Source organism: Aliivibrio sp. EL58, from assembly GCF_900312675.1.
Classification (GTDB): domain Bacteria; phylum Pseudomonadota; class Gammaproteobacteria; order Enterobacterales; family Vibrionaceae; genus Aliivibrio.
The window spans coordinates 569,447-591,291 of the sequence record NZ_OMPC01000001.1 but is presented as its reverse complement, the minus strand read 5'-3'; the positions used below and the strand labels follow the sequence as shown (position 1 = coordinate 591,291).

The 21,845-nt window shown below is 38.3% G+C and carries 22 protein-coding genes; 8 read left to right on the top strand and 14 right to left on the bottom strand.

Translation table 11 applies throughout. The features are described from left to right. Window positions 1–6: 6 nt before the first annotated feature. Window positions 7–489, bottom strand: coding sequence for a GNAT family N-acetyltransferase (locus ED622_RS02465; RefSeq protein ID WP_122032828.1), 483 nt, complete (start codon window positions 487–489; stop codon window positions 7–9). Between the two features lie 414 nt (window positions 490–903). After that, window positions 904–1,206: a DUF3861 domain-containing protein gene (locus ED622_RS02460; protein WP_122032375.1), complete on the bottom strand. Its 303-nt coding sequence runs from the start codon at window positions 1,204–1,206 to the stop codon at window positions 904–906. Window positions 1,207–1,352: 146 nt separating this feature from the next. On the opposite strand from ED622_RS02460, the gene ED622_RS02455 reads away from it, so the two are divergent. Continuing rightward, window positions 1,353–1,778 (top strand): MarR family winged helix-turn-helix transcriptional regulator, encoded by a 426-nt coding sequence (locus ED622_RS02455; RefSeq protein ID WP_162922427.1) that lies wholly within the window; start codon window positions 1,353–1,355, stop codon window positions 1,776–1,778. Between the two features lie 26 nt (window positions 1,779–1,804). Here the strand turns inward: ED622_RS02455 and ED622_RS02450 are convergent, their stop codons facing one another. Then, window positions 1,805–2,755, bottom strand: coding sequence for a LysR family transcriptional regulator (locus tag ED622_RS02450; protein ID WP_122032373.1), 951 nt, complete (start codon window positions 2,753–2,755; stop codon window positions 1,805–1,807). A gap of 178 nt (window positions 2,756–2,933) precedes the next feature. Between ED622_RS02450 and ED622_RS02445 the strand changes: the two genes are divergently transcribed. The 3 genes from ED622_RS02445 to ED622_RS02435 all read left to right on the top strand — a co-directional run bounded on the left by ED622_RS02445 (window position 2,934) and on the right by ED622_RS02435 (window position 6,113). Continuing rightward, a complete protein-coding gene (locus ED622_RS02445) occupies window positions 2,934–3,746 on the top strand; it encodes an enoyl-CoA hydratase/isomerase family protein (RefSeq protein ID WP_122032372.1) in 813 nt (270 codons plus the stop codon). Between the two features lie 80 nt (window positions 3,747–3,826). Then, a complete protein-coding gene (locus tag ED622_RS02440; protein WP_122032371.1) occupies window positions 3,827–4,708 on the top strand; it encodes a radical SAM protein in 882 nt (293 codons plus the stop codon). A gap of 283 nt (window positions 4,709–4,991) precedes the next feature. Next, window positions 4,992–6,113, top strand: a complete 1,122-nt coding sequence (locus tag ED622_RS02435; protein ID WP_122032370.1) for a DUF1254 domain-containing protein — start codon at window positions 4,992–4,994, stop codon at window positions 6,111–6,113. A gap of 65 nt (window positions 6,114–6,178) precedes the next feature. Here ED622_RS02435 and ED622_RS02430 read toward each other — a convergent pair whose 3' ends face one another. Further along, window positions 6,179–7,693, bottom strand: coding sequence for a peptide MFS transporter (locus ED622_RS02430; RefSeq protein WP_122032369.1), 1,515 nt, complete (start codon window positions 7,691–7,693; stop codon window positions 6,179–6,181). Between the two features lie 356 nt (window positions 7,694–8,049). On the opposite strand from ED622_RS02430, the gene mepA reads away from it, so the two are divergent. Then, the gene (gene mepA, locus ED622_RS02425) at window positions 8,050–8,859 is read left to right on the top strand and encodes a penicillin-insensitive murein endopeptidase (RefSeq protein ID WP_122032368.1); all 810 of its coding nucleotides are present in this window, start codon (window positions 8,050–8,052) and stop codon (window positions 8,857–8,859) included. Window positions 8,860–8,912: 53 nt separating this feature from the next. Here mepA and ED622_RS02420 read toward each other — a convergent pair whose 3' ends face one another. Both ED622_RS02420 and ED622_RS02415 read right to left on the bottom strand, forming a co-directional pair. Next, a complete protein-coding gene (locus tag ED622_RS02420; protein ID WP_045103419.1) occupies window positions 8,913–9,098 on the bottom strand; it encodes a hypothetical protein in 186 nt (61 codons plus the stop codon). A 271-nt stretch (window positions 9,099–9,369) separates the two neighbouring features. Further along, window positions 9,370–10,368 (bottom strand): NADP-dependent oxidoreductase, encoded by a 999-nt coding sequence (locus ED622_RS02415; protein WP_122032367.1) that lies wholly within the window; start codon window positions 10,366–10,368, stop codon window positions 9,370–9,372. A 117-nt stretch (window positions 10,369–10,485) separates the two neighbouring features. Here ED622_RS02415 and ED622_RS02410 point away from each other — a divergent pair, with 117 nt between their 5' ends. The 3 genes from ED622_RS02410 (at window position 10,486) to ED622_RS02400 (ending at window position 14,860) form a co-directional block, all read left to right on the top strand. After that, complete coding sequence (locus tag ED622_RS02410) at window positions 10,486–11,391, top strand: LysR family transcriptional regulator (RefSeq protein ID WP_122032366.1); 906 nt, start codon at window positions 10,486–10,488, stop codon at window positions 11,389–11,391. A gap of 171 nt (window positions 11,392–11,562) precedes the next feature. Then, a complete protein-coding gene (locus ED622_RS02405; protein WP_122032365.1) occupies window positions 11,563–14,412 on the top strand; it encodes a M66 family metalloprotease in 2,850 nt (949 codons plus the stop codon). 214 nt (window positions 14,413–14,626) lie between these two features. Continuing rightward, complete coding sequence (locus ED622_RS02400; protein ID WP_122032364.1) at window positions 14,627–14,860, top strand: D-fructose-6-phosphate amidotransferase; 234 nt, start codon at window positions 14,627–14,629, stop codon at window positions 14,858–14,860. 319 nt (window positions 14,861–15,179) lie between these two features. Here ED622_RS02400 and ED622_RS02395 read toward each other — a convergent pair whose 3' ends face one another. The 8 genes from ED622_RS02395 to ED622_RS02360 all read right to left on the bottom strand — a co-directional run bounded on the left by ED622_RS02395 (window position 15,180) and on the right by ED622_RS02360 (window position 21,844). Further along, window positions 15,180–15,431 (bottom strand): hypothetical protein, encoded by a 252-nt coding sequence (locus ED622_RS02395; protein WP_122032363.1) that lies wholly within the window; start codon window positions 15,429–15,431, stop codon window positions 15,180–15,182. A 184-nt stretch (window positions 15,432–15,615) separates the two neighbouring features. Continuing rightward, complete coding sequence (soxR, locus tag ED622_RS02390) at window positions 15,616–16,062, bottom strand: redox-sensitive transcriptional activator SoxR (RefSeq protein ID WP_045103403.1); 447 nt, start codon at window positions 16,060–16,062, stop codon at window positions 15,616–15,618. Window positions 16,063–16,293: 231 nt separating this feature from the next. Further along, window positions 16,294–17,355, bottom strand: coding sequence for a ribosome small subunit-dependent GTPase A (gene rsgA / locus ED622_RS02385; RefSeq protein ID WP_122032362.1), 1,062 nt, complete (start codon window positions 17,353–17,355; stop codon window positions 16,294–16,296). 471 nt (window positions 17,356–17,826) lie between these two features. Continuing rightward, window positions 17,827–18,936: a hypothetical protein gene (locus tag ED622_RS02380; RefSeq protein ID WP_162922426.1), complete on the bottom strand. Its 1,110-nt coding sequence runs from the start codon at window positions 18,934–18,936 to the stop codon at window positions 17,827–17,829. Between the two features lie 72 nt (window positions 18,937–19,008). Further along, window positions 19,009–19,668 (bottom strand): energy transducer TonB, encoded by a 660-nt coding sequence (locus ED622_RS02375; RefSeq protein ID WP_122032360.1) that lies wholly within the window; start codon window positions 19,666–19,668, stop codon window positions 19,009–19,011. Further along, window positions 19,640–20,047 (bottom strand): biopolymer transporter ExbD, encoded by a 408-nt coding sequence (locus ED622_RS02370; RefSeq protein WP_122032359.1) that lies wholly within the window; start codon window positions 20,045–20,047, stop codon window positions 19,640–19,642. The genes ED622_RS02375 and ED622_RS02370 overlap by 29 nt, the downstream gene beginning before the upstream one ends. Next, window positions 20,037–20,546, bottom strand: coding sequence for a MotA/TolQ/ExbB proton channel family protein (locus ED622_RS02365; protein ID WP_122032358.1), 510 nt, complete (start codon window positions 20,544–20,546; stop codon window positions 20,037–20,039). The genes ED622_RS02370 and ED622_RS02365 overlap by 11 nt, the downstream gene beginning before the upstream one ends. After that, complete coding sequence (locus ED622_RS02360; RefSeq protein ID WP_122032357.1) at window positions 20,540–21,844, bottom strand: MotA/TolQ/ExbB proton channel family protein; 1,305 nt, start codon at window positions 21,842–21,844, stop codon at window positions 20,540–20,542. Before ED622_RS02360 ends, ED622_RS02365 begins: the two co-directional genes overlap by 7 nt. Window position 21,845: the final 1 nt, after the last annotated feature.

The following is a 21,845-nucleotide window of genomic DNA, read 5'->3' as shown; positions in this document are numbered from 1 at the left end:
TCTTATTTACAATTGTTTTAGCATCCAAACATCACATGCCCCATGAAGTGTTTCTTCAAGTGGTTGTGGTAAATGTTCAAAGCCTAGTTTTTCGTACAATCGCACTGCCGCAACCATATTAGAAAGCGTATCAAGATAACATTGAGTAAATCCCTGCTCTTTCCCAAACGCTAAACACGCAACAGCAAGTTGCTTTCCAAGGCCTAACCCTCTGCTTTCTTCAAGCAAGAACAGTTTTTTTAATTCACAGGTATTTGTGTCATTACCAAAAGGAGCAAGACCGCAACCTCCTACGACTTTTCCATCCAGTAACGCGACCAAATAATGACTGCGATTTTCTTTGGTGTAATAGGCACTCATCTCATCAACTTCGGCATCTGATGGACCAAAGCCCTCACCTACTGCACCGTATTCTGCTCCTACACGCTTGATAACACAGCTTAACTCTTTATCATGTCCTGCTGACACTTCAACAATATTAAGACTCATAATTTCTCTCTTAGGGTTCATCTCATTCATCTTTGATTACTCATTTTGTCTTTGATGAATTAACTATAAGGTGACACAGTTATGATTAAAAATCACATTAACGAATACTTAGCATGACTTAAAATCAACTCTATAAACTATCTCTTACTACCATATACTTTGTCAAAGTTCGGTGTAATTTTAATAATGCTGTGCAGGTAATATTAAAAACAAAATTTACTCGTGTTTTTAGAACAACTCTCTTTCAGTATGAGGTGAGTATTCTAAGAGATAAAAATGGATTTAAATCGGTTTAATTGAAGGAAGTTATGAAGAGAATATACAGCTCATCTAGGCTTTACTCAGTCACAGAAAAGCCGAGTGTATTCCTCACTCGGCTTTAGGTTTTCAATATGTTCTTAAAGTATTACTTTTTTATTTGCCTTTCACTTTACTCTTCAAGTTTTGCATAAAGGTTTTAAAGTGCGGCATAAAATCAACAAACAATTCATGTTTACGGTTTGCCATCATCACTGGACCTAATAAACGCAATGCAACACCTACCTTTGTTGCAATCTCTGGCTCTAAGCCACTCTTTTGTTTTAGTTTATCGACAATATTAAATACATCTTCACGATCTTGAAATTCAAACGCCAATGTTTGAGCTGTTTCTTGCTCTGGTGTTATCTCTTCAATGGTCACTCGGTAACACTTATCTTTTCTAATTTTAGGGATCATAGTTCTACCTTCTAATAGTCTTGATGACATCATATTCAACAGCAAACCAATTTGAACTTCCTCTTGAAAGAACGCTCAATTAAGTTGATAATATCAACTATATATTTTTAGTTGATAATATCAACCACTTTTAAATGGTAATATTTATGTCTGATAGAAAATCATTAGATAGCTTGTTCACGTTAGTACATACGTTAAAGCGTAATTTGCATGACCAAATTGAAGAGTTAGCGCTTGGGATCACGCCTATGCATGTGCGTGTTATCAAGATCATTAACCACAAACCACATTGCACAGCCGTTGATATTGCTAATTATTTACATAGAGATAAAGCTCAAGTCACACGCCTTTTAAGCAGTTTACTTACACAAGATCTCATCATTAAAGAGCCTAATCCTGAAGATAAGCGCAGCCAATGCCTTCGTATCACTGAAGGTGGCAAAGAGATCATGAAAAAAATCTCGGGGATTGATAAAAGTATGTTTGAAAAGGTGTCGATGGATCTCTCTAATGAAGAGATCGCTGAATTTAAGCGTATTGCAGAGAAGATGGCGAGAAACCTTAACACTTAAAAACAGCTCAAAGCTAAACCGACAAACTACTTCGTACCGCCGTATAATTTGGCGAAACCTGGTATATTCTGCTCCCAAATAGGGGAGCTTTCTCCAATGATCGACTTTAATACATCAATAAATAACTTGGTTTTGATGGGTGCATCTCGATGTGGGTATACGGCATAAAAAGTCCCAAAATCTTCAAGATTCAAATGCGTCATGATCGGGATAAGCTTCCCTTCAGTGATTTCATTCTCAATCATTTGAGCAGTGACCACAGCAAGCGTATTACCAGCCACCGCGCTTTTTACTACCATCTCAACATCATTCACTTTATAAGCAACATTAAGTTGAAATTGCTGTTCAATATTGTTCTCATCGAGATAATTAAATTTATTGATGAACAATCCAGGCGCGGCATAAATCGTCGCTGGAAGTGATTCCAGCGTTTCAATTGTCTCTATCTGACCGTGTTCCTGAATGAAATCTGGAGAGGCGACGATTAATAAACGACTTCGAGCAATCTTACGAGAGATCAAACTGGAGTTCTTTGGTCTACCAATACGAAAACCAATATCAAAGCCTTCCTGCACAATATCAACCACTCTGTCTTCTAATCTTAGCTCGCATTTCACATCAGGATATTGCTTCTGAAAAACAGAGATCGCATCTTGAACGTACTGACGGCCAAACATCATTGAGCTGGTGATCTTTAATATCCCTCTTGGCTCTGAATGGTAGTTCTGCGCTAAACGGTGGGTATTGTTAAGCAAGTCACGTAACAGTTTTGCTTGGCTCACCATTTCATTACCTGCTGCTGTTAATGATAACGAGCGCGTGGTGCGGTTAAGTAAGCGAACCCCTAACTCTTCTTCTAAGCGACTGATCTGCTTTGATATGACAGAGCGATCTAGATTCTTTTGCTCGGCAACATTAGTAAAAGAGCCAAGTTCAGTGACTTCTAACAATAAAAGTAAGCGATTAGAAAAATCCATTTGAGCCTCACGAGAATAAATAAAAACACCATTGGTGCAATATTAGCATCAATCTTATGCCATTAACGGTATTTTTCTCACCTAATGGATTGCTTATAGTTATCTCACTGACGGAGAGGATGACCTTTCAACGTAACCATATTTAACTAGCCAATAGGCGATTTAGAGGAAGTACATTATGAAAACATTATCAATCACTAATCAAAATGGTATCGCAACAGTTGCTATCAACAACCCACCAGTGAATGTATTAACCATTAATCTAATCAACGAAATTAATGAATATGTACTTTCTTTAAAAGATGACCGAGAAACTAAAGTAGTGGTGTTTAAATCACTGCATGAAACCTTCTTTTTAGCGCATCTTGATCTGAACGTGATTAACGGCACGCAAGGCGGTCAAGCAGCGTCTATTGAGTTCAACCACATGATCATGAACATCAAGGCGATGAAACAAGTGTCTGTTGCTTTGGTTGATGGTGTGGCTCGTGGGGGCGGTAATGAGTTTGTTATGGCGTGTGACCTTGCTTACGGCACTGAGAATGCAGCGTTTGCTCAACCAGAAGTTCACGTAAATATTCCTACTGGCGGCCAAGGTGCGGTTCAGTTCGCAAGAAGAATGGGCAAAAACAAAGCATTACAAGCTCTTCTATTGGGTAACGATTTCACAGCACAACAAGCTGAGAACTTAAATATCATTACTCAATTTGTACCTAAAGCAGAAATGGATAACTTTTTAGCGATGACTTTAGGTGTGATTAGTACATTAGAAGTGCGTGATATTGTGATGTACAAAGAGATCATTGCTGCATCAATTAAAGATGAAGACGCGGGTGCAGAGTTAGAGTTACGTTACTTTTTAGAACGTGCTAAAGAGCAAAAAACAGCCGCTATTATCTCTGCATTTTTAAAACATGGCGGACAAACAGAGCGTGAAGCAAAAGACATTCAAGGTATTTTTGTTGATACGGCGGCTGAACTGTCTAAATAAAATTAAATCACTCCATTATTAGCCGTCGTATTGGCGGCTAATTATAGTTGACCACTAAAATAATACTGTGAAGGTAACTCATGAGATACGAAGGTGATATTTATCGTCCGCCGCCAGAGGCTGATGCTTATATTTTGCAATGTACGATTGGTTGTTCTTACAATAAATGTACCTATTGCTCAATGTACAAAGATGTTCGTTATAGAGTTCGTCCTATTGAGGACTTAAAAGAAGATATCCGTATGGCGAAAGCGGCATTCGGGAATAAAATCGAAAAAGTATTCTTAAGTGATGGTGATGCGATTTCATTACCAACAGAGATGCTGTTAGAGATTTTATCGGAACTTTATTCGGCTTTTCCAAAGTTGACACATGTAAGTACCTACGCAGGGCCACAAAGCACGCTTGATAAAACATTAGATGAATTCAAACAACTGAAAAAAGCAGGGTTAAGCATGACTTACCTTGGCGTTGAATCGGGCTCTGATGAGGTTTTAAAAGCGGTTCGTAAAGGGGTTAACTCGGCAGAAATGCTCGCAGCAGGTCAAAACATTGTCGGTGCTGGCATTAAACTGGTTGCTATGGTGATGATTGGTCTTGGCGGTAGCCCTGAACTATCTAAACGTCATGCGTTAGAAACCGCGCAATTAATTAACCAAATGAATCCATATTTATTGGGTTTATTAACCACGGTTCCAATGGAAGGAACGGCACTGTTTAGACAAGTCACTAAGGGCGATTTCAAACTGCTCGACCCTTATGAAGTTCTAGAGGAGTTGAAACTTTTATTAGATACTTTAGACAATGACAGTTTGTTGATTGATAGCACGCATGGCTCAAATTTATTATCAATGAAAGGGACATTACATGAGATTAAATCAAGCACATTGCCTCATATTAACAACCATTTACTAAAGAAAGATAACGACCTTATTGGTAAAGCTTATCTTGGACGATTTTAATGGTAGATCAAAGGGCGAGATTCGCCCTTTTATTCTAATTGCACAAATACCTCACTCGGTGTTTAAGATATAGTTTAATTAATCGTCCCACCAAATAGTTTTCAACACTCCCAACGAACGTTACATACCTCTAGTTTTATTCTACTCATTACTCTGAAACAGTACCAACCTCAAAAATGAACTTATCTTTTATCAATAAAGAGATTCATTTATACCTATCCTTATTCTATCGACACAAACAGTGGCGTCACAAAAAATTATTTTTACGTATTAGAGGTTTATTATGAAACGAAATATTATTCTTTCAGCGATTCTTGCAACGGGTCTTTTTTCAGGTTTTGTATCAGCTCATGACCTTGGTGATAACTTACCAAAGAAAGGGCAACCAACGGCTCTACAGCTTGAAAATGGCGGAACGATTCAAGTAACTAAAGATAATTTTATTGCTGCAGAGTCTGATAAATACTTCTTTGAGCAACAAGAAAAGTCAGGTATTAATCACTTCACTCATGATCGCATTCTACTAACAATGGATACGCAAACCGTTGTTCGTCAAAACAGAGATACACTATATTCTAAGTCAATTTGGGATACATCTGGAGGCGTAACTTTTGAGCTTCCAATTCTTGATACATACCAAACATTACAAGTCATTGATGAGAACCATCGTAGCATCGCCGTTCTTTATGCTGAAGAAGGTAAAAACAAAATTACTATCACTCCTGATATGCTCAGCTCTGGCCAACATGTCTGGACGATAGCTCGAACTCAGGTGGACTCAAATACACCGAGAGCAATAGAAGACGGCAACAAAAAACAAGATATGATCAAGGGCACTGCGAACTCAGATAATCTTTATATACCAAAGGGTTTTGATCAGGTAACAAGAGAAAACGTACGATTATCACTTGAAGATGATGTACTAAAACTCGATTTTACCAAAGCAATGGGCGCACCAGAAGAGAAGGCGATTAAACCCGTTCAAAATCTTAAAGATCGTCAAGTAGAGCTATTTCATGCTCGTGGGTTAACATCAATGGGCTTTGGTGGTTTATCAAGCGAACATGCTTTCTACAAAGTATTACTTGCTGATGACCGAAGCGGCGTTTGCCAAACGATGACTTTCAACACTCCACCGCTAACAGAAAAAGGCTTTTTCTCCATTACAACCTATGGTTCTGATGCCTATGTTCATACTGAGAACTTTGCGTTATCAAGTCGTAAGGATGAATTACAAGCCAATAAAGATGGTTCGTACACCGTAAACTTTAATTGTGGCGATACAGCAATAAATAACATTGATGTAGAAGCTGGATGGACAGGGATCTTACGTATGTATCAACCTAAATCAGAAGAGCAAATTGTTAAGTACGCAAAGGAAATTAAACAACCTCATTCTTTATAATTGAAAAATAAGAAAAGGGCCATAATAGCCCTTTTCTTTTATCAAAAATTAGAGATTGATGTTCATTAAATCACTTTTGGTTTCATCGTTGCTTCAGCTTTTTCTTCGGCTTCTAACGCTTCTCCACGAGCGATTAATCTTTGAATCACTTTAGATAACCCTAACGTCAATACCGCCATAAATGCCGCCACTTGCGCTAACATATAAAAGTAACTGGTATATACCGTCTCAACCACTTCTGGGGTAAATACGATATCTTTAGGCAACGCGATTTTTGTTGCTATTACCGCCGCTAAAATACCACTTAATGAGATAGCCACAGCACGTAATCCAATCGAGAATGCAGCAAGGTAACGTGGCACCATTTCAAAAATAAACCCAGCGCCTAGTGCTCCAACGATAAGCTCCGCGCCTGATTGGAAAAAGTGAACAAATAAAATCCAATCCGCTGAAATTTTACCATTTTCACCCATCGTACCTGCCGAGAACCCCAATAAACCAAACGCAATAGTCGTGAGCATAAATGCGCCTGCAATTTTAGTTGGAATAGTTGGTGAGTAGCCTTTACGATCTAACCATGCGTAAAGTTGGATCATTGGCCCACCAAGCACAAAACACCACAGCGGGTTGAACGCCATATTTGATTCAGGGTGAATTGGAATAAAGCCAAGTAAGGTATCATCCATTAAATTGATGGCATACATGTTCATCGAGGTAAACATTTGACCATAAAAGAAATAGAACACGATTAAGATACAAACGGTGATCAGCACTGCCACCATTTTATATTGGAATGCGCGCGTTGCTTTTGTTATTTCATAAATGAAGTAACCAATAGCCCCAAAACCTAATGTATAAAGAATGTATTTACCGGTATCAAGATTAGAGAAAATCCAGAATATTAAAGCAAGCATTGCTGCAGAGCCCGCAAAAAATAGAGCCCACGTTTTTAATGATAATGGCGCTTTATCTAAATCATTACCTACACTTGCCAACTCTTTACGATACTTATAAAACATCAATAAATTCAGAGCCATTAAGATAGCCGATACGAAGAAAACACCTTGGTATGCCAGATAAGTGATTAAAAAAGGAAAAAGGTATTTAGCAGAAAAAGATCCAAGGTTATTAATTGAATAGTTAACCGTAAGACCTTGCTGGAAAGCTTCACGGTTCGTCTCTGAATAAGAGTTACCAAACAGTACTGTTGGACAAGTTGCCGATAAACCTCGAGCAAAGCCAATTAAAGCGATGGCTAAAATACTCATTGGTATATTCAATTGACTTGCTCCCACCCCTAGCAGTAAAAAACCCGCTAAATAGGTCGCATAACCAATATAAACAGCACGAAACGCACCAATAAATTTATCCGCTAAAAAACCACCAACTGCTGAAAATACAGGCCCAACCGCACCAAACGCCCCCATCATCATAATAGTGTCGGCTTCACTGTAATTAAGATCATTAAGGAAGAACTTAGTTAAGAGAACAAAGGCACCATAAAAGGCGGCACCCCATAAAAATTGTCTAAGAATGAGAATTTTAGCTATCGTGGGAAATCGTGCATTACTGTCTTGCATACTACTACTCCAGAATCATAATGACATTATTAACACCTACTTTTTGTAAGTGTATTTTGGTCTTTATATCATCTGGTCACTTCTCCATTTGATACGCAAGTCTCAAACCGCCGAGTTAAAAAGTTCTCTTTTTCAGAATGAGACCTGAAGCAAAATTAACTAATATTAGTGTTAATTACAGGTCTATATTTCCAATAAATATTAAATAACGGCCTTATCAACTATATGTTAGTAATTATGTAGCTATATATTTCTCAACGAATTCTAAGAGCAGTTAAGAAAGAAATTACCATGAGTATGCTCGCTTTATTTAGGTTAATATATTGTAAATTACAATGTAGCTTAGGAATAAATCAATGCGTTACTACCTCATTACTTTTTATTTTATCTGCTATAGCTTTTCGGTAAATGCGACATCTTGGGAATCAATGCAATCCCCAACTAATCAAGCAATTGAATCTATTGGTAGTTATGCCAATGGTTGTCTTGAAGGTGCAAACGCTTTGCCTTTAAGCGGAAAAGGTTATCAAGTGGTTCGCAGTGAACGTAAGCGTTATTTCGCTCATTCAGATACCATCCATTTTATTCAAGATCTCGCTATCTCTTCAGAAAAGGATCTCAATAAACAGTTGTTAATTGCTGATATGTCTTTACCGCAAGGAGGGCGATTTTCTCACGGCCATTCCAGCCATCAGACAGGACTTGATGTTGATATTTGGCTACGCTTATTAAATACACCGTTGACCCAAAAAGAGCTGAAAAAGCCCTACTCGATTAGTCTGGTAGATAAACCAACGACAACAATTAAAGAGCAATACTGGCAACCAGAACACTTTGAATTAATTAAAATGGCAGCAAAAGATGAAAGAGTAGCTCGTATATTTGTTAACTCTGCAATCAAAGAAAAACTGTGTGAAGAAGAAAGTAAGAATACAGAATGGTTACGCAAGGTGCGTCCTTGGTGGGGACACAGTGCTCATATGCATGTGCGCCTTAATTGTCCTAAAGAGGATAAAAGCTGTATTAACCAAGCTGAGCCACCAGAAGGGGATGGTTGTGGACACGAGGCGCAAAGCTGGCGATTGAACCCAACACCAAAGAAAAAAAGAGCATCTGCACCCGTTATGCCAAAGCAATGTTCTGAGATGCTAAATGCCCTTAATTAATCAGAAAAAACGAACAAGGTTATTACTGATATTCAATTTAGATTCACACGATTTTACTCAACAGGTAGTAACTCAATAGAATCCTGATTAAGTGATTGCCTAAAGAAGTCAGGCATGGATTCCATAGTAAATACAACCGCATCTTCAAAAATGGTTGTGGAACCGCTAAGTGTCCAATAAGAACTTCCTTTATGTGTGTTCACTTTCACCTTAAAACGCGTTGGAGTGGTAGTAACCATTTTTCTGTTCCTTAAATAACATACAAGATAATGCTACCACTTCCATTTGATGAAACCAGACTTTTACCCTATAAATAGTAAGGTTTTTGTTGTTTGTAATCATAGTGAAAACTCAACCACATCAATTTGTTATACCAATGTAATCAATTAGGTGTTCTATTTATTACGCAGGAAAATCACTTGTTCTTCTATATTTACGTTTATATCGCTATAAAAAATCCGAGAGCATAATCACTCTCGGATTTTTTATTCAAATAAGATAACGGTTGTCTTACAGTTTAACGAGCAATTTGCCTTTATTTTCACCCGTAAAGAACATATTCAAACCAGACATTGCGCTTTCTAAGCCATCCAATTGGTGAGTTCGGTATTTCACTTTTCCTTGCATCACATATGGAGTTAACTTTTCTAATAGCGCAGGAACATTGCCTAGATGATCTGGCATAGCGAAGCCTTGGATCATCACGCGTTTCTTAATCAGGTTAATCCAGTTTGGTCCTGGTGCTGGCTCTGCTGCGGTGTAATCCGCTATCATGCCACATACAACGATTCGCCCGTGCGTGTTCATACGATTAAAAATATGGTGTTGAATTGGGCCACCTGTATTTTCAAAAAACACGTCAACACCCTCTGGCGTAAGTTCTGCCAATTTTGCTTCTAAATCATCTGTTTTGTAGTTGATAGCGCCATCAAAGCCCAATTCATTCACTATCCAATCGGCTTTTTCATCACTGCCTACAACACCAATGACACGCAAACCATCTGCTTTGGCTAATTGACCCACAATTGAACCAACAGAGCCTGCTGCGCCAGTAACAACTAAGGTTTCACCCGCTTGTGGTTTAGCAATATTAAGCAGGCCTTGTGTTGCTGTTAAACCCGGAAGTGCGAACACGGCCAGTGCCATCTCAGCACTTACACCTGCTTGAACTTTATTAATGCCTTGCCCATTGGTTACTAAATATTCTGTCCAGCCCATCATGCCCATGACTGAGTCACCAACAACAAAATCAGGATGGTTTGATTCTACGACTTCACCAAAACCGCTTGAGCGCATCACTTGACCTAACTCGACACGCGGAATGTAGCTATTGGTGTCAGGGCTCATCCAACCCATCATTGCAGGATCTAAAGACATATAAGTTTGCTTGATCAGAATTTGTCCTGGGCCAGCCATTGGGATCTCTTTTTTTACCACCTCAAACAGCTGTGGGCCGATTGGGTTTCCATCTGGACGTTGGCTCAATTGAATTTCAGTGTACTGACTCATAACATTTCCTTTTTGTTGTTAGTATTTGTGCAAGTGATTACAGTATTACTTATGTTTTTCATGAGATATAGAGGGTAATATAGGAAAGTCTATTGTTAAAAAGGCAATAATGAAATTATGGATCAATTACGTGCGTTAAAATATTTTACCGCAACAGTAGAGGCTGGCAACTTCTCAGCGGCAGCAAAAAAGTTTGATGTTCCTGCTTCTTCTGTCTCGCGTCGCATTGCCGATCTAGAGGCGTCACTCGGTGCTCAATTATTGAAACGAACCACTCGAACCGTCTCTCTCACTGAGGTTGGCTTGCAATACTACAATCAAGTCACGACACTAATTCAGCAATTAGATCAATGCGATAAAGCAGTCAAAGATTACCAAACCATTCCAACAGGCACGCTTAAAATCAGCTCAATGGTGGGTTTTGGTGAGCGTATTCTTGCCCCGATTTTGGATGAATTTACCCTTCGCTATCCGGATATTGTTTTAGATGTAGAGCTAAACGATCAACTCTCTAAGTTAGATAGGGACGACGTAGATATCGCTATTCGTGGTGGTTTTGCTCCAGATGAGCGTGTGGTTGCGATTCATCTTATGGATAATCAGTTTATTCCTGCTGCTTCTTCCTCTTATCTTAAGCAATATGGTCACCCTAAGAGCACAAAAGAGTTACCTAATCACAAAGGCTTGTTCTTCAAAACGCCGCACGGTCCCACACCTTGGTTAAGTGAAATAAACGGTGAGTGGCAAGACGTCTCGGCTCCTAGTTTACTCACAACAAATAATGGTCAGTGGTTGGCAGATAAAGCGATAAAGGGCGATGGAATAATCATGATGCCCCGCTGGGTTTTACAGCCTTATTTTGAACGTAATGAACTCATTGAGTTACACTTTAATGAGCCATTAAATATCACACAAAACCAAACACTTGGGGTATATATGTTGTATCAAAAATTAGCGTATTCAACCCCTAAGGTGAAGGCGGCGGTTGATTTTATTGTGGCGAGGATTAAAGGGAATAAATAGCGATATTGCTGCCTAATATTTCATTTTCTATATTGATATTTGGAATAGATCTCTTACTTTCAATTTATTTAAATATCTTATTTTAAGCTTTAATTTATAAGCTTTAAAAATGAGAGGGCGAGCTATCGTACCCTTGCTTATTAAAAATAATAATAAAACAGTGAGAGTTATATGAAAAAGAAAATATTAGGCGTGGTCATTGGAACAACACTAGCAGCAAATGCATATGCAACACCGCATCCGCTAGAAGACGCCAGTCTTCAAATTACAAAAAAAATGGCGGAACTGGCAGTGCTCGCCACGAACCCAAACAATGTAATCGTAGAAAGTAAGGGAGAGTTCGAATACAGCTATCTAGTGTATAAAGATAAAAAATTAAGAATCAATTATGACGGTAATATTTTATTTGATTTCATGGATTTTGAATCTGAATTTGAAACCGTATTTGATTTTCTTCCTAAGACATGGGAAAAATATTCGTACGACGGTGGTTTCGATATTTTCCCTGAAGGTTTCTATACCGCTGAAAAATGTACTTTCGGTCTTTACTCAGCAATGAGAGGCTCAAAAGATAACGAAGGCAATTATATATGGGAACGTGACATGACGACCCATTTAGATACCTCTGCTTGTACGGATATAGTCCAAAAGCCAAGCATCGTATTTAATACCAATCAATTAGACAATATGCTTGTAGGTAAATTGTCTGGTGGCGTGTTATTTGCTCAAGCACACATCATTCCAGCAAAAACAGAATCGCAAGAAAAACGCATGCATCTGGTGGCTCAGCGTGCCACAAAAGTCATGTTTAAACCGACAGAAGCCTTTCCTTCGTACTCTGAAGTCAGGGTAACAGCAACGGATCGTGATGGAAAAATGCTAGGCTCAATAGAGATGAAACGCCCTGATGAATTAGCGCGTAATGTCATGGCTATTTCTGAGATCACCGATAGCAATATTGATTTCAGTTATGATCCTGAAGCGGTATTTAATGTCCGTGAAGTATCAAGTGACGCTATTTCAGACGCCCTTACTGACCACAATGTAGTACAACTTCGCACGAGTGATGGCCATTGGAACAGAGATTTCGCTCTTGAACAAAATAACCCTAAACTTGATGGGAAAACAGTTATCTTTACCTCAAGCGCTGGTTATAACTCAAATGTAAGTTACTACCCACTACGCTCTAAAACGATTGTAAATGGAACCTCAACTGTATTTAAAAACGTTAAAGGAACATGGGTCCTTCAAGACGATTTGATTTTTAATGAGATCGGTTATGCCGACGGTTTCTGGTCAGCAGAGTTACCGAAAGAGTGGCTGAATGCGGGCCTACAACTATCGTTTGAAAATCAAGGAAACACGGGGACATTAACACAAATAAAAGTAGGCGCACCTACTGAATTATTACTTCACACCATTGATGTAGGTATGCTTGTTGAGCCTCGCAATGCATTTCATTTCCAAACAGATAAAGAAGCACAACGCGAATATTTTGAGACAGCTCCAATTAGTAAAATGATCGTGAATGAGTATGAACCAGTACACTTAACAGAAGTAATGCTGCCAGATGGCACGTTACTAACCGATCTTGACCCAAGTGACGGCGGTTGGCATTCGGGGACTATGCGTCAGCGAATTGGTAAAGAATTATTCTCTATCGGTATTAATAACGCAAACTATGGTATCCATTCAACAGCTGGCGTTGGTGAAGGTGAAAATCCATATTTAGCGGCTCAATTAACGGCTCATAATACTCGCGGAAACTACAATAACGGCGTGCAAGTTCATGGTGGTTCTGGTGGCGCAGGTATGGTGACACTTGATAGCTCAATCGGGAACGAATTTAGCCATGAAGTTGGTCATAACTACGGTTTAGGTCACTACCCCGGTGGATTTGAAGGCTCTATTCACAAACCTTCAAACATGACTAACTCTACTTGGGGTTGGGATTCTGAGCGTGATGTCTTTATTCCAAACTTTTCACCGGTAAGTAACGGCGTGGAAAGCTGTTTTGAAGGTCAATGTGTTGAATCATTTAATGGCATGTTCAGCTTTGGTTTTGATTCAATGGCGAGCGGGGGAGCAATGTATGGTGCGCAACGATTCACGCTATATACACCTTATTCAATGCACTTCATTCAAAAGAATTTAGAAAGCAAAGCCGTCTTTGATGAAACCTCATCAACAGGCTTTAGAAAGTGGGATGAAGCAACAGAAACAATGGTTGAGTACACACACTCTATCGATGTTTTAGAAATCACATCAGTTAATCCATGGGAAGCGAATGCGAACCATATTGATACGTTATTGAGCCATTACAATAAAGTGGAACTTTCAACATTTAACGGTCATTGGGCACGAGATATGTCAGTACCTACTGCATCATCAGCGAACAAGGGTAAGATCTTTACCTTTAATTCTGATGCAGGTTACAACTCTAACTTAGCCATCAATGGTGAAAATATTGTTGTTAACTACGGTAGCCGTTTGGTATTTGTCTCTAACGGGGAAACTTGGATCCAAAATGGCGAGTATGAACAAAACAAAGTTATTCGTCCTAGTTTATTTGGTGTTCCGGTAACGACATTAGTAGGCTATTACGATCCTCAAAACACATTAAATAGTTATATTTTCCCTGCAATGCACGGTTCTTATGGTTATGTTTATCCTGATGACTCAGCAAGCTTAATCGCAAATAGCTGTGCATTAGAAGTAAACATGAAGAATGGTGAGATTCAGAAATTTGCTTTGAAGAACAACCGTCGTAATGCAGATAATATGAACAAATTTCATGTGAACGTTGCTCGCTCTGAAAACCCAGTATCTGCCTCTGTTGTGTGTGATGGCAAGGAGCTTAACTCGATAGCGATAAATAAACCAACACTTGAGCCAATCTATACCCTGCAAGGTGGAAATAAACTTGAACGCTCAATAACACAACCAATGGATAATGCACCAAGAGTATTAGCAAAACACTATGACGCTAAACATTGTGACAATGCTGAACACAATCATTAATTAATATTCTAAATTAGAAACCTTTATTTCTTATAGAAAACCAAAAGGGTTAAGATCTTTTTATACAAAGTATCTTAGCCCTTTTTACTTTTAATGATTAAATTGTAAATATTACTTTTCATCTTCTCCCAAACCAAACATTGATATAGCTCAAAAAAGCACCTACTAATTAGGCGTAGATTAAAATGTACATTACGTTTTTGAGGGAATAAAAATGACTATATCAAAAGTATTTCAAAAAGACCTTCTTGGTTTGATCTTAGTTGCTTTAACGGCTTTAGTTGCACTTTATGTTCTATTAAATATCTTTGCTTTATTTGCTTACGTAAATCAAGAGACACAAATTGCATCAACCTTCTTAGAGCAATCTTTCTATCTTATCGTCTTTGTTATACCACCTTACTTTATCGAGAAGTATATCAAGCACCTGAATGTAGTATTACCGTAAACATCATTGACATATGGACAGAAAAATTAAACGCTTGTTTTATATTATTCAATTTAACTAAACATTGAATCACGATAACTTTACCTCAACTTACTCAGATGAAGGATTGGTTATGTGCGATTTGAATGATGATTTTGAAGATTTAGAAATGAATTTCACTCAATCAGAAATTAAGATGCTTGGTTGGGATGACAAAGAATGGATTGTCGAAGGGGTGACATTTCTTTTATTTATCTGCGGAATAATTTATCTCTATTGTTCCTAATTATAGTTTAAAAGCAAATATCTAATTAGAAACAATAGAGTTAATACAATTGAATTAGTGGGTGGTACGGCTTGAGCCATTACGCACTAAATCTTGCCCTGTTTGGAATACTTCTTCTGTTACCCAACGAGATAATAATAGTTGGTGTTTATCATCCAGTACGGCAACAAAGCGACGACCATCTTTATTATTTGTTGCCATTGCAATGCCTGCAACATTAGTTAAACCGAAACCACCATTTTCAGCGGCAACGATAAATGTTTCTAGATCTTCTAAATTGGTGATCATCTCTAATTCTTGCGTCATATTTGTATTCTCTTACTAAACAATTTGGCTACGCCGTTTCTATGGGCGCTACTTTAACTAGATTCAGAGAAAATTGAAACTTGAATTTATCAGCAAGCAAAGTCACTCCGGTTTTAATCTTCTTAATACTAATTTGCCTACGTGTTTATTATTCACAACCACTTCATTAAAATCTACCCCGTTATTATTCAGGTAAAATTCGCTGGGCTCCACTACCCTCTTCATGCAAAATGTCATCTGGATTCAATAACTGACATTTTTCCATGCTCAAACAACCACAGCCTATACAGCCTGTTAGGTTCTCTTTGAGTAATTTAATTTGCTGTAATTTAGCATCGAGATCTTTTTGCCATTTATTGGCGACCTTTTCCCAATCACGTTTCGTGGCCGTCTTTTTCATTGGTAACTCTTCAAGCTCTTTGGCTATTTCTTCTAATGTAAAACCAACAAGTTGTGCCACTTGAATCAAAGCAATTCGACGAAGCATTGAGGGGTGATAACGACGTTGATTACCAGAAGTTCGAATAGAGGCTATGAGTTCTTTTGTTTCATAAAAACGCAAGGCAGAGTGTGCTACGCCACTTCGCTCAGATAGTGAACCAATGGTTAGTAGTGTTTTTTCATTCAACATTTTTCACTCCCTGACTCTGTATAAATATTAAGTTAACTTTACCTTTATACATGCTATTACAGATAAAAAAACAGCCCTTACTAAAAAGTAAGAGCTGCTTTTAGTTTATACCAATGAAATTAATTAGATAATCTATTTATTACGCAGGGAAATCGCTTAATAACAAGCGCAAAAAAACCGCCAATCAAAGACGGGCGGCTTATTACATGAACTTGATGTTATATCGCTAAATTAGTAGGCGTTTGACTCATAGTCTTTTTTACGAGAACGAGCATCAGCAATAGCGCCATGCACCATTTTTCCAAATGCTTTGTCTTTTGCACGTTGCTCTGCCAACGTCGCACCATTAATCGCTTGTTCGCGCATTAATTTTTGGTAACTCACTAAGCGGCGCTCTTCTAACTCACCTGATTCTACCGCTTTTAATACGGCACAGCCTGGCTCTGAAATATGAGTACAATCACCAAAGCGACATTTTTCAGCAAGATCAGTAATCTCACTAAACGTTGCGCTTACGCCTTGCTCACAATCACTTAATTGAAGCTCACGCATTCCCGGAGTGTCCATTAATAGACCGCCTTGTGGCATCAATTTAAGTGCTCGGTGTGTCGTCGTATGGCGACCTTTGCTGTCATCTTCACGGATATCACCCGTTTTCAACGCTTCAAAACCAAGTAAGCCGTTTACCAGTGTTGATTTACCTACACCTGATGAACCTAAGAAAGCGATCGTTTGTCCGTTTTTACAATAGCTATGTAGAGCAACTAAATCATTGGTATCAAGGGCATTTACACTGTAAACACTCATCATACGATTCAGTTTCTGAACTTGGTCTTGCTTATCATCTGTATCGTCACATAAGTCCGCTTTAGTTAGTACCACAACTGGTTCTACTTCGGCTTCTTTTGCAATAGCAAGGTAACGTTCAATACGACTCAAATTAAAGTCATTATTTAATGAACATACAATCATGACGCTATCTACGTTCGCTGCAATTAATTGCGTTGCAACTTTTGACCCTGGTGCTTTGCGATCAAACAGAGATTGTCTATCCAATACGCGTTGAATTCGTAGATTTTCATCAAACAATACCCAATCACCTACACAAACACGATCATCGCCTGATGGTGGTAATAAGCTTACTTGGCCCTGTTCACTCAAAACAATAATACTGCTTCGGTGCTGCTCGATAATTCGACCTGTTTGTAAGTCAGTTAAATCATCTAGAGTCAGTTGTTGTTGAAAATAAGGACGCCAGCCTAGTTGTGATAGTGTGAGAATTTGCTCACTCATTTGTTGCTCCATACATATGGTAGATTGTTTACTATTAATGATGCCAATGTGACTTCATGACATAACTTTCAAATCGCGAAACATTAATAGTAAACACTCTTTATTCAATTGAATTTATTGTATTTTAGCTTCCAATATAAACACGAGGATAGTAGCATTTTCTATTGGATAATTAGCCATAATACTTTTAACTTTGAGATAATTATTATCGTTTTAAGATCTTGGTAGCAATTATTCTAGTCGATCTCTGTCGTAATAAGGACACTTACGAATCATAGCAGTTCAAATGTATAAAATAGGCCTCACTTTTATTCATGTAAAACAATTTTGTCTTGTCATCACGATAAAAAAAATTGATTGATACCATGAAAAGGTGCCATTTTCTCTAGCAATATAAAAGCTCTTACTCATACTGAAATGAAATTAAAGCCTTTAAATAGCAATAAGTCCTGTTGCCCTTATTACTTCAATTTATATGGAATGAGTACCAAAAAGATACTGAGATTGAGATAACCACTGCTGCGCTGAGTTTTTATACTTACCTTTTTGTAACGATTGAAATTCAATAATAGCAAGTGAGTATTGCTGCAATTCAAAATGTGCAATACCTTTAAGTAATCGCCATTTATCTTGTTTAGGTTCAAGAGCTATTTGTTGCTGTAATAAAGACACCGCCAATGGCCATTTACCTTCTGCATACGCAAGTTGTGATTTTGTAGCGAGATACTTAGGTTGTGAAAACGTCTCAAGTAATTGAAGGGCTTTTTCCCTCTGTCGTGATAATAACAAAGCTTGAAGCTTTAAATTATCAACCTTCATTTGATTCTTATTAGACACACGCAGCCCTTCAAGCGTTTTATAAGCCGCTACTGGTGAGTTTTCTTGCAACTGCAGCTGAGCTAATAAGATAACTTGTTTCTCTTCCAGTTGACCTTGTGCTTTGAGTACTGAAAGTGCAGCTATCGCCATTTTTGGTTGCTGAGTAATTAGTCGATTTTGAGCTAATCTTAACCAGAACATGGATTCTTCAGGATAAAGCCCTGTTAACTTAACCAACAAGGCAGTTTCTTTAGACATCGCTTGTGTCTGCTGATAAATACCAAGTAAGAATTGGTATCTATTTTTTGTCGCTACAGTATCTAACGCGTCTTTAATATAACGTTCAGACAAATGCCAATGATTTAGATAAGACGCACTGTAAGCGGCGAGGGTATAAATTTCTGCTATTTCACTCACAGAGGGTTGTTGTTTTGGTTCAAGCAGACCGACACTATGTTTCCATTGTTGTGTTGCTTCTAACGCACGCTCGTATTGCTTCACTTGAAAGCTAAGTTGCACAGCAAGCGCTGTGAGTTGATGTCTTTTTTCTTGCGTTGGAGCTAGTGTTAATAGTTCATCAACACGGTTCAACGCGCACTGGTAATTCTGAAATTTTATACACGCTTGTAAATAAAGCCCCGCAGCAATCTCTTGAGTATCTTGCCCCTTCCCTTGTTGTTGATTGTAGAATCGAATAATAGGTTGTAGCTCTGCATTCTCAGTATCTAACCAGCGAGATAATTGCTGATAGCGTTCGACCACATCAATATCAACCTCCGCGAAAACAGAGTGACAATAAAAACACAGAAGTATGAGGAATTTTACACGCACAGATCATTTCTCCAAGCTGTAGTTAAGCGTTACTTGTTGCCATTGTTGATCCGTTTTAGGCGGAACAAATTTCCAGCGCATCACCGATCGTAATGACGAACGTAAAAAAACACCTTCTGGTTTTTCTTCAATAACTCTGTGTTGTATAGGAATGCCTTTTTCATTAACTAACAACTCAAGAATGACATGCCCTTCAATCCCATTACGTTTGGCTTTATTTGGATATTTAGGCGGCACTTGATAAGTGGGTTTAGCAAACACAACCTGAGATTGAATATGGCTTCCATTCTTGGTTCCAATCGCCCTAACATCAAACTCAAAGGTAGGGTTAATACTTAATTCTATGTCTGGAGAAAACACAATATCTGGCAACACCACTGCACTGTCCATCTCAGGAATAGAGAAGTTCACAATAGTCGGCTTCGCTGGTGCTGAGTTTGGCGCGTCCGCTGCTACAATTAATTCTACTTTTTTAGGTTTTGGTTTCTCTTTTGGCCGTACAGTACGAACCGTATAAGCAGGAACATTATTTAATACCGTGACAGTATGAGAAGGTGTGATCACTAAATATAACATATACGCTAGACCGATATTTACCGCAATAGATAGCCCGCCGACCATAAATAGTTGAGACTTACTGTTCTTGGGTAGCGATAGCAACATTACTAATTCCTGTTAGACGAATGGCATCGATAATTTGTACGAGCGTACCCGTATCTACACTTTTATCAGCATTAATAATGGTGTTAATTTTCTCTTTTTTTAATACTACTGATTTCATTTGAAATTGCAGCTGAGTTAAGTTCACTACACTGCCTTTAAACCAAATTTGATGATTACGATCTACCGCAACCGTCAGAGTTTTCGATGCTTCTTTTACTGTACTTGAACTCGCGCTTGGTCTGTCTACTTCAATGCTTGATTCTTTTTGAAAATTGGCAGACAAAATGAAGAATATCAATAAGATAAATACCACATCAATTAAGGGAGTAAGATCAACTTGTGGTGATTCTTCTGTGGTCATAAAAGGTTTAATTTTCATCGTGAGCTAACTCATATTTCAATTTTAAAAGTATTTTCTGTTGTCGCCTATTTAGGTTATAGGCTAGATACATTCCAGAAAGTGCCGCCAATAATCCTGCTAATGTGGTAAACATCGCTTGGCTAATGCCTTTAGATATAGCATCAAGTACCTTGGTATTATTTAGGTTAGCAAAGCAATCCATCATGCCATCTACCGTGCCAAGCAAACCCAACATAGGTAATAAGCGAACAAACAAACGCACTTCTGAATTCCCTTTTTTCAGGTACAGTTTTACCTCACTTTGCCAACCAATAAATAGGTACTCAGTCTCTGATTTTGTTAGCGAGGAATACCCTTTAAGTCGTAAATTTAATTGCGTTATATAGCCTGATGTTCGTAATTTATTAATCCGCCAATAACCTTGAATTAGATTTACCCACATACAAAAAGAAACAAACAAAATTGCCCACATAATGACGCTTGGCGCTGGTAGCGGATACCCAAGAAAACTTAGCATTTATCACCTTTTCGGTAACGCATATCCACCACTAAGCTAGATACTTGGTATTCAATAACCTCTGCCAACACTTGAGCTTTACTGCGAATAACACAGTGAAGAATAAGCAGTGGAATAGCCACTAACAAGCCTAACTTAGTCGTAAGTAATGCCTCTGCAATACCACCTGATAATAAATCACTATTGGTTGCACCTTGCGTGGTAATAGCAGTAAATGTTTCGATAATGCCGCCAACGGTACCCAATAAGCCCATTAGAGGGGCAATAGCGGCAAGAACCGCCAACGTACCAATACCTTTATTTAACCAAGGTAACTCTCGGCTAATACTTGCATCTACAATGTCTTCCATTTGCTGATTGGTTTTGCTTGTTTGCAGCTCAGCCACCACTCGACCTAATATATTATTGTCATTCAATGTATCTAACTGCGTAACTTGGTTATCAACCGCGCGTTTTTCTTTGGTTAATACAAAGAGCCTCGCCACACCAATAGAAAAACCGACAATCGCAAGTAACGTAATTAACACACCAATAATTCCAGCAGGTTTATACTTTACAAACCAACCATCACGCTGAGAAAAAGAGTCAAAAGCATAACCAAAAGACGGATCTACAACCCACGAAGACGTTGATAATTCAATTTCTGGTTGCGGTTGTATTTGAAACCAACTTTGTCTGCTAGGTTCAAATTTTAGCCAGCCGTAATCAATCGAATATTGGCTAAACGGGCCAGTATGAATAATATCGCTATTAACCACCTCACCACTTGGCAAAATCACTTCACCGGTAGTTTTTATTACTTGGCCAGAGATAACAAACTGCTCTGCCATTTCAAGCCAAAATTGACGCAGATCGCCAATAGTAAATTCTGATCCAACAATTTGTTGGTGTAGTTGGCTCAAATTCCAACCACTAAACCGCTCTCCATTAGTGATGAAGTTTTTTTGTTGCGCGACAGTCAGCGCAATGATGTCATCAATCGCTTGTTTGTTTTGCTCAACTTGCTGTTGCTTAGTATGCAGCGCATTTTGAACACTCAGAATTTTTTCTTCTAACTCTCTGTTATTTTGATTAATTTCAACTAATTGTTGGTTGCGTAATGTGAGTACTTTCTTAATATCCTGTAATCCAACGGCTTTATCGTTTTCTATTTTTTTATATGCGGAAATATCACGTTTACCCGATGCTTTTAGATCATTAAGCACCTGCTCTAACGTGCCCGCGTGACAAAAAATAGGCGTAAATAAGCTGCACATGATCACCCATGTCAGAGACACATATTTTGTTGAATTTTTCATA

Excerpts from the sequence above, each read along its gene's own strand:
- ED622_RS02370 (WP_122032359.1), bottom strand. The coding sequence starts at position 20,047 with ATGAAAATTAAACCTTTTATGACCACAGAAGAATCACCACAAGTTGAT.
- ED622_RS02400 (WP_122032364.1), top strand. The coding sequence starts at position 14,627 with ATGACTATATCAAAAGTATTTCAAAAAGACCTTCTTGGTTTGATCTTA.
- soxR (WP_045103403.1), bottom strand. The coding sequence starts at position 16,062 with ATGTTGAATGAAAAAACACTACTAACCATTGGTTCACTATCTGAGCGA.
- ED622_RS02415 (WP_122032367.1), bottom strand. The coding sequence starts at position 10,368 with ATGAGTCAGTACACTGAAATTCAATTGAGCCAACGTCCAGATGGAAAC.
- ED622_RS02420 (WP_045103419.1), bottom strand. The coding sequence starts at position 9,098 with ATGGTTACTACCACTCCAACGCGTTTTAAGGTGAAAGTGAACACACAT.
- ED622_RS02450 (WP_122032373.1), bottom strand. The coding sequence starts at position 2,755 with ATGGATTTTTCTAATCGCTTACTTTTATTGTTAGAAGTCACTGAACTT.
- ED622_RS02405 (WP_122032365.1), top strand. The coding sequence starts at position 11,563 with ATGAAAAAGAAAATATTAGGCGTGGTCATTGGAACAACACTAGCAGCA.
- mepA (WP_122032368.1), top strand. The coding sequence starts at position 8,050 with ATGCGTTACTACCTCATTACTTTTTATTTTATCTGCTATAGCTTTTCG.
- ED622_RS02465 (WP_122032828.1), bottom strand. The coding sequence starts at position 489 with ATGAGTCTTAATATTGTTGAAGTGTCAGCAGGACATGATAAAGAGTTA.
- ED622_RS02430 (WP_122032369.1), bottom strand. The coding sequence starts at position 7,693 with ATGCAAGACAGTAATGCACGATTTCCCACGATAGCTAAAATTCTCATT.
- ED622_RS02460 (WP_122032375.1), bottom strand. The coding sequence starts at position 1,206 with ATGATCCCTAAAATTAGAAAAGATAAGTGTTACCGAGTGACCATTGAA.
- ED622_RS02410 (WP_122032366.1), top strand. The coding sequence starts at position 10,486 with ATGGATCAATTACGTGCGTTAAAATATTTTACCGCAACAGTAGAGGCT.
- ED622_RS02440 (WP_122032371.1), top strand. The coding sequence starts at position 3,827 with ATGAGATACGAAGGTGATATTTATCGTCCGCCGCCAGAGGCTGATGCT.
- ED622_RS02445 (WP_122032372.1), top strand. The coding sequence starts at position 2,934 with ATGAAAACATTATCAATCACTAATCAAAATGGTATCGCAACAGTTGCT.
- ED622_RS02365 (WP_122032358.1), bottom strand. The coding sequence starts at position 20,546 with ATGCTAAGTTTTCTTGGGTATCCGCTACCAGCGCCAAGCGTCATTATG.
- ED622_RS02455 (WP_162922427.1), top strand. The coding sequence starts at position 1,353 with ATGTCTGATAGAAAATCATTAGATAGCTTGTTCACGTTAGTACATACG.
- rsgA (WP_122032362.1), bottom strand. The coding sequence starts at position 17,355 with ATGAGTGAGCAAATTCTCACACTATCACAACTAGGCTGGCGTCCTTAT.
- ED622_RS02360 (WP_122032357.1), bottom strand. The coding sequence starts at position 21,844 with ATGAAAAATTCAACAAAATATGTGTCTCTGACATGGGTGATCATGTGC.
- ED622_RS02375 (WP_122032360.1), bottom strand. The coding sequence starts at position 19,668 with ATGTTGCTATCGCTACCCAAGAACAGTAAGTCTCAACTATTTATGGTC.
- ED622_RS02435 (WP_122032370.1), top strand. The coding sequence starts at position 4,992 with ATGAAACGAAATATTATTCTTTCAGCGATTCTTGCAACGGGTCTTTTT.
- ED622_RS02395 (WP_122032363.1), bottom strand. The coding sequence starts at position 15,431 with ATGACGCAAGAATTAGAGATGATCACCAATTTAGAAGATCTAGAAACA.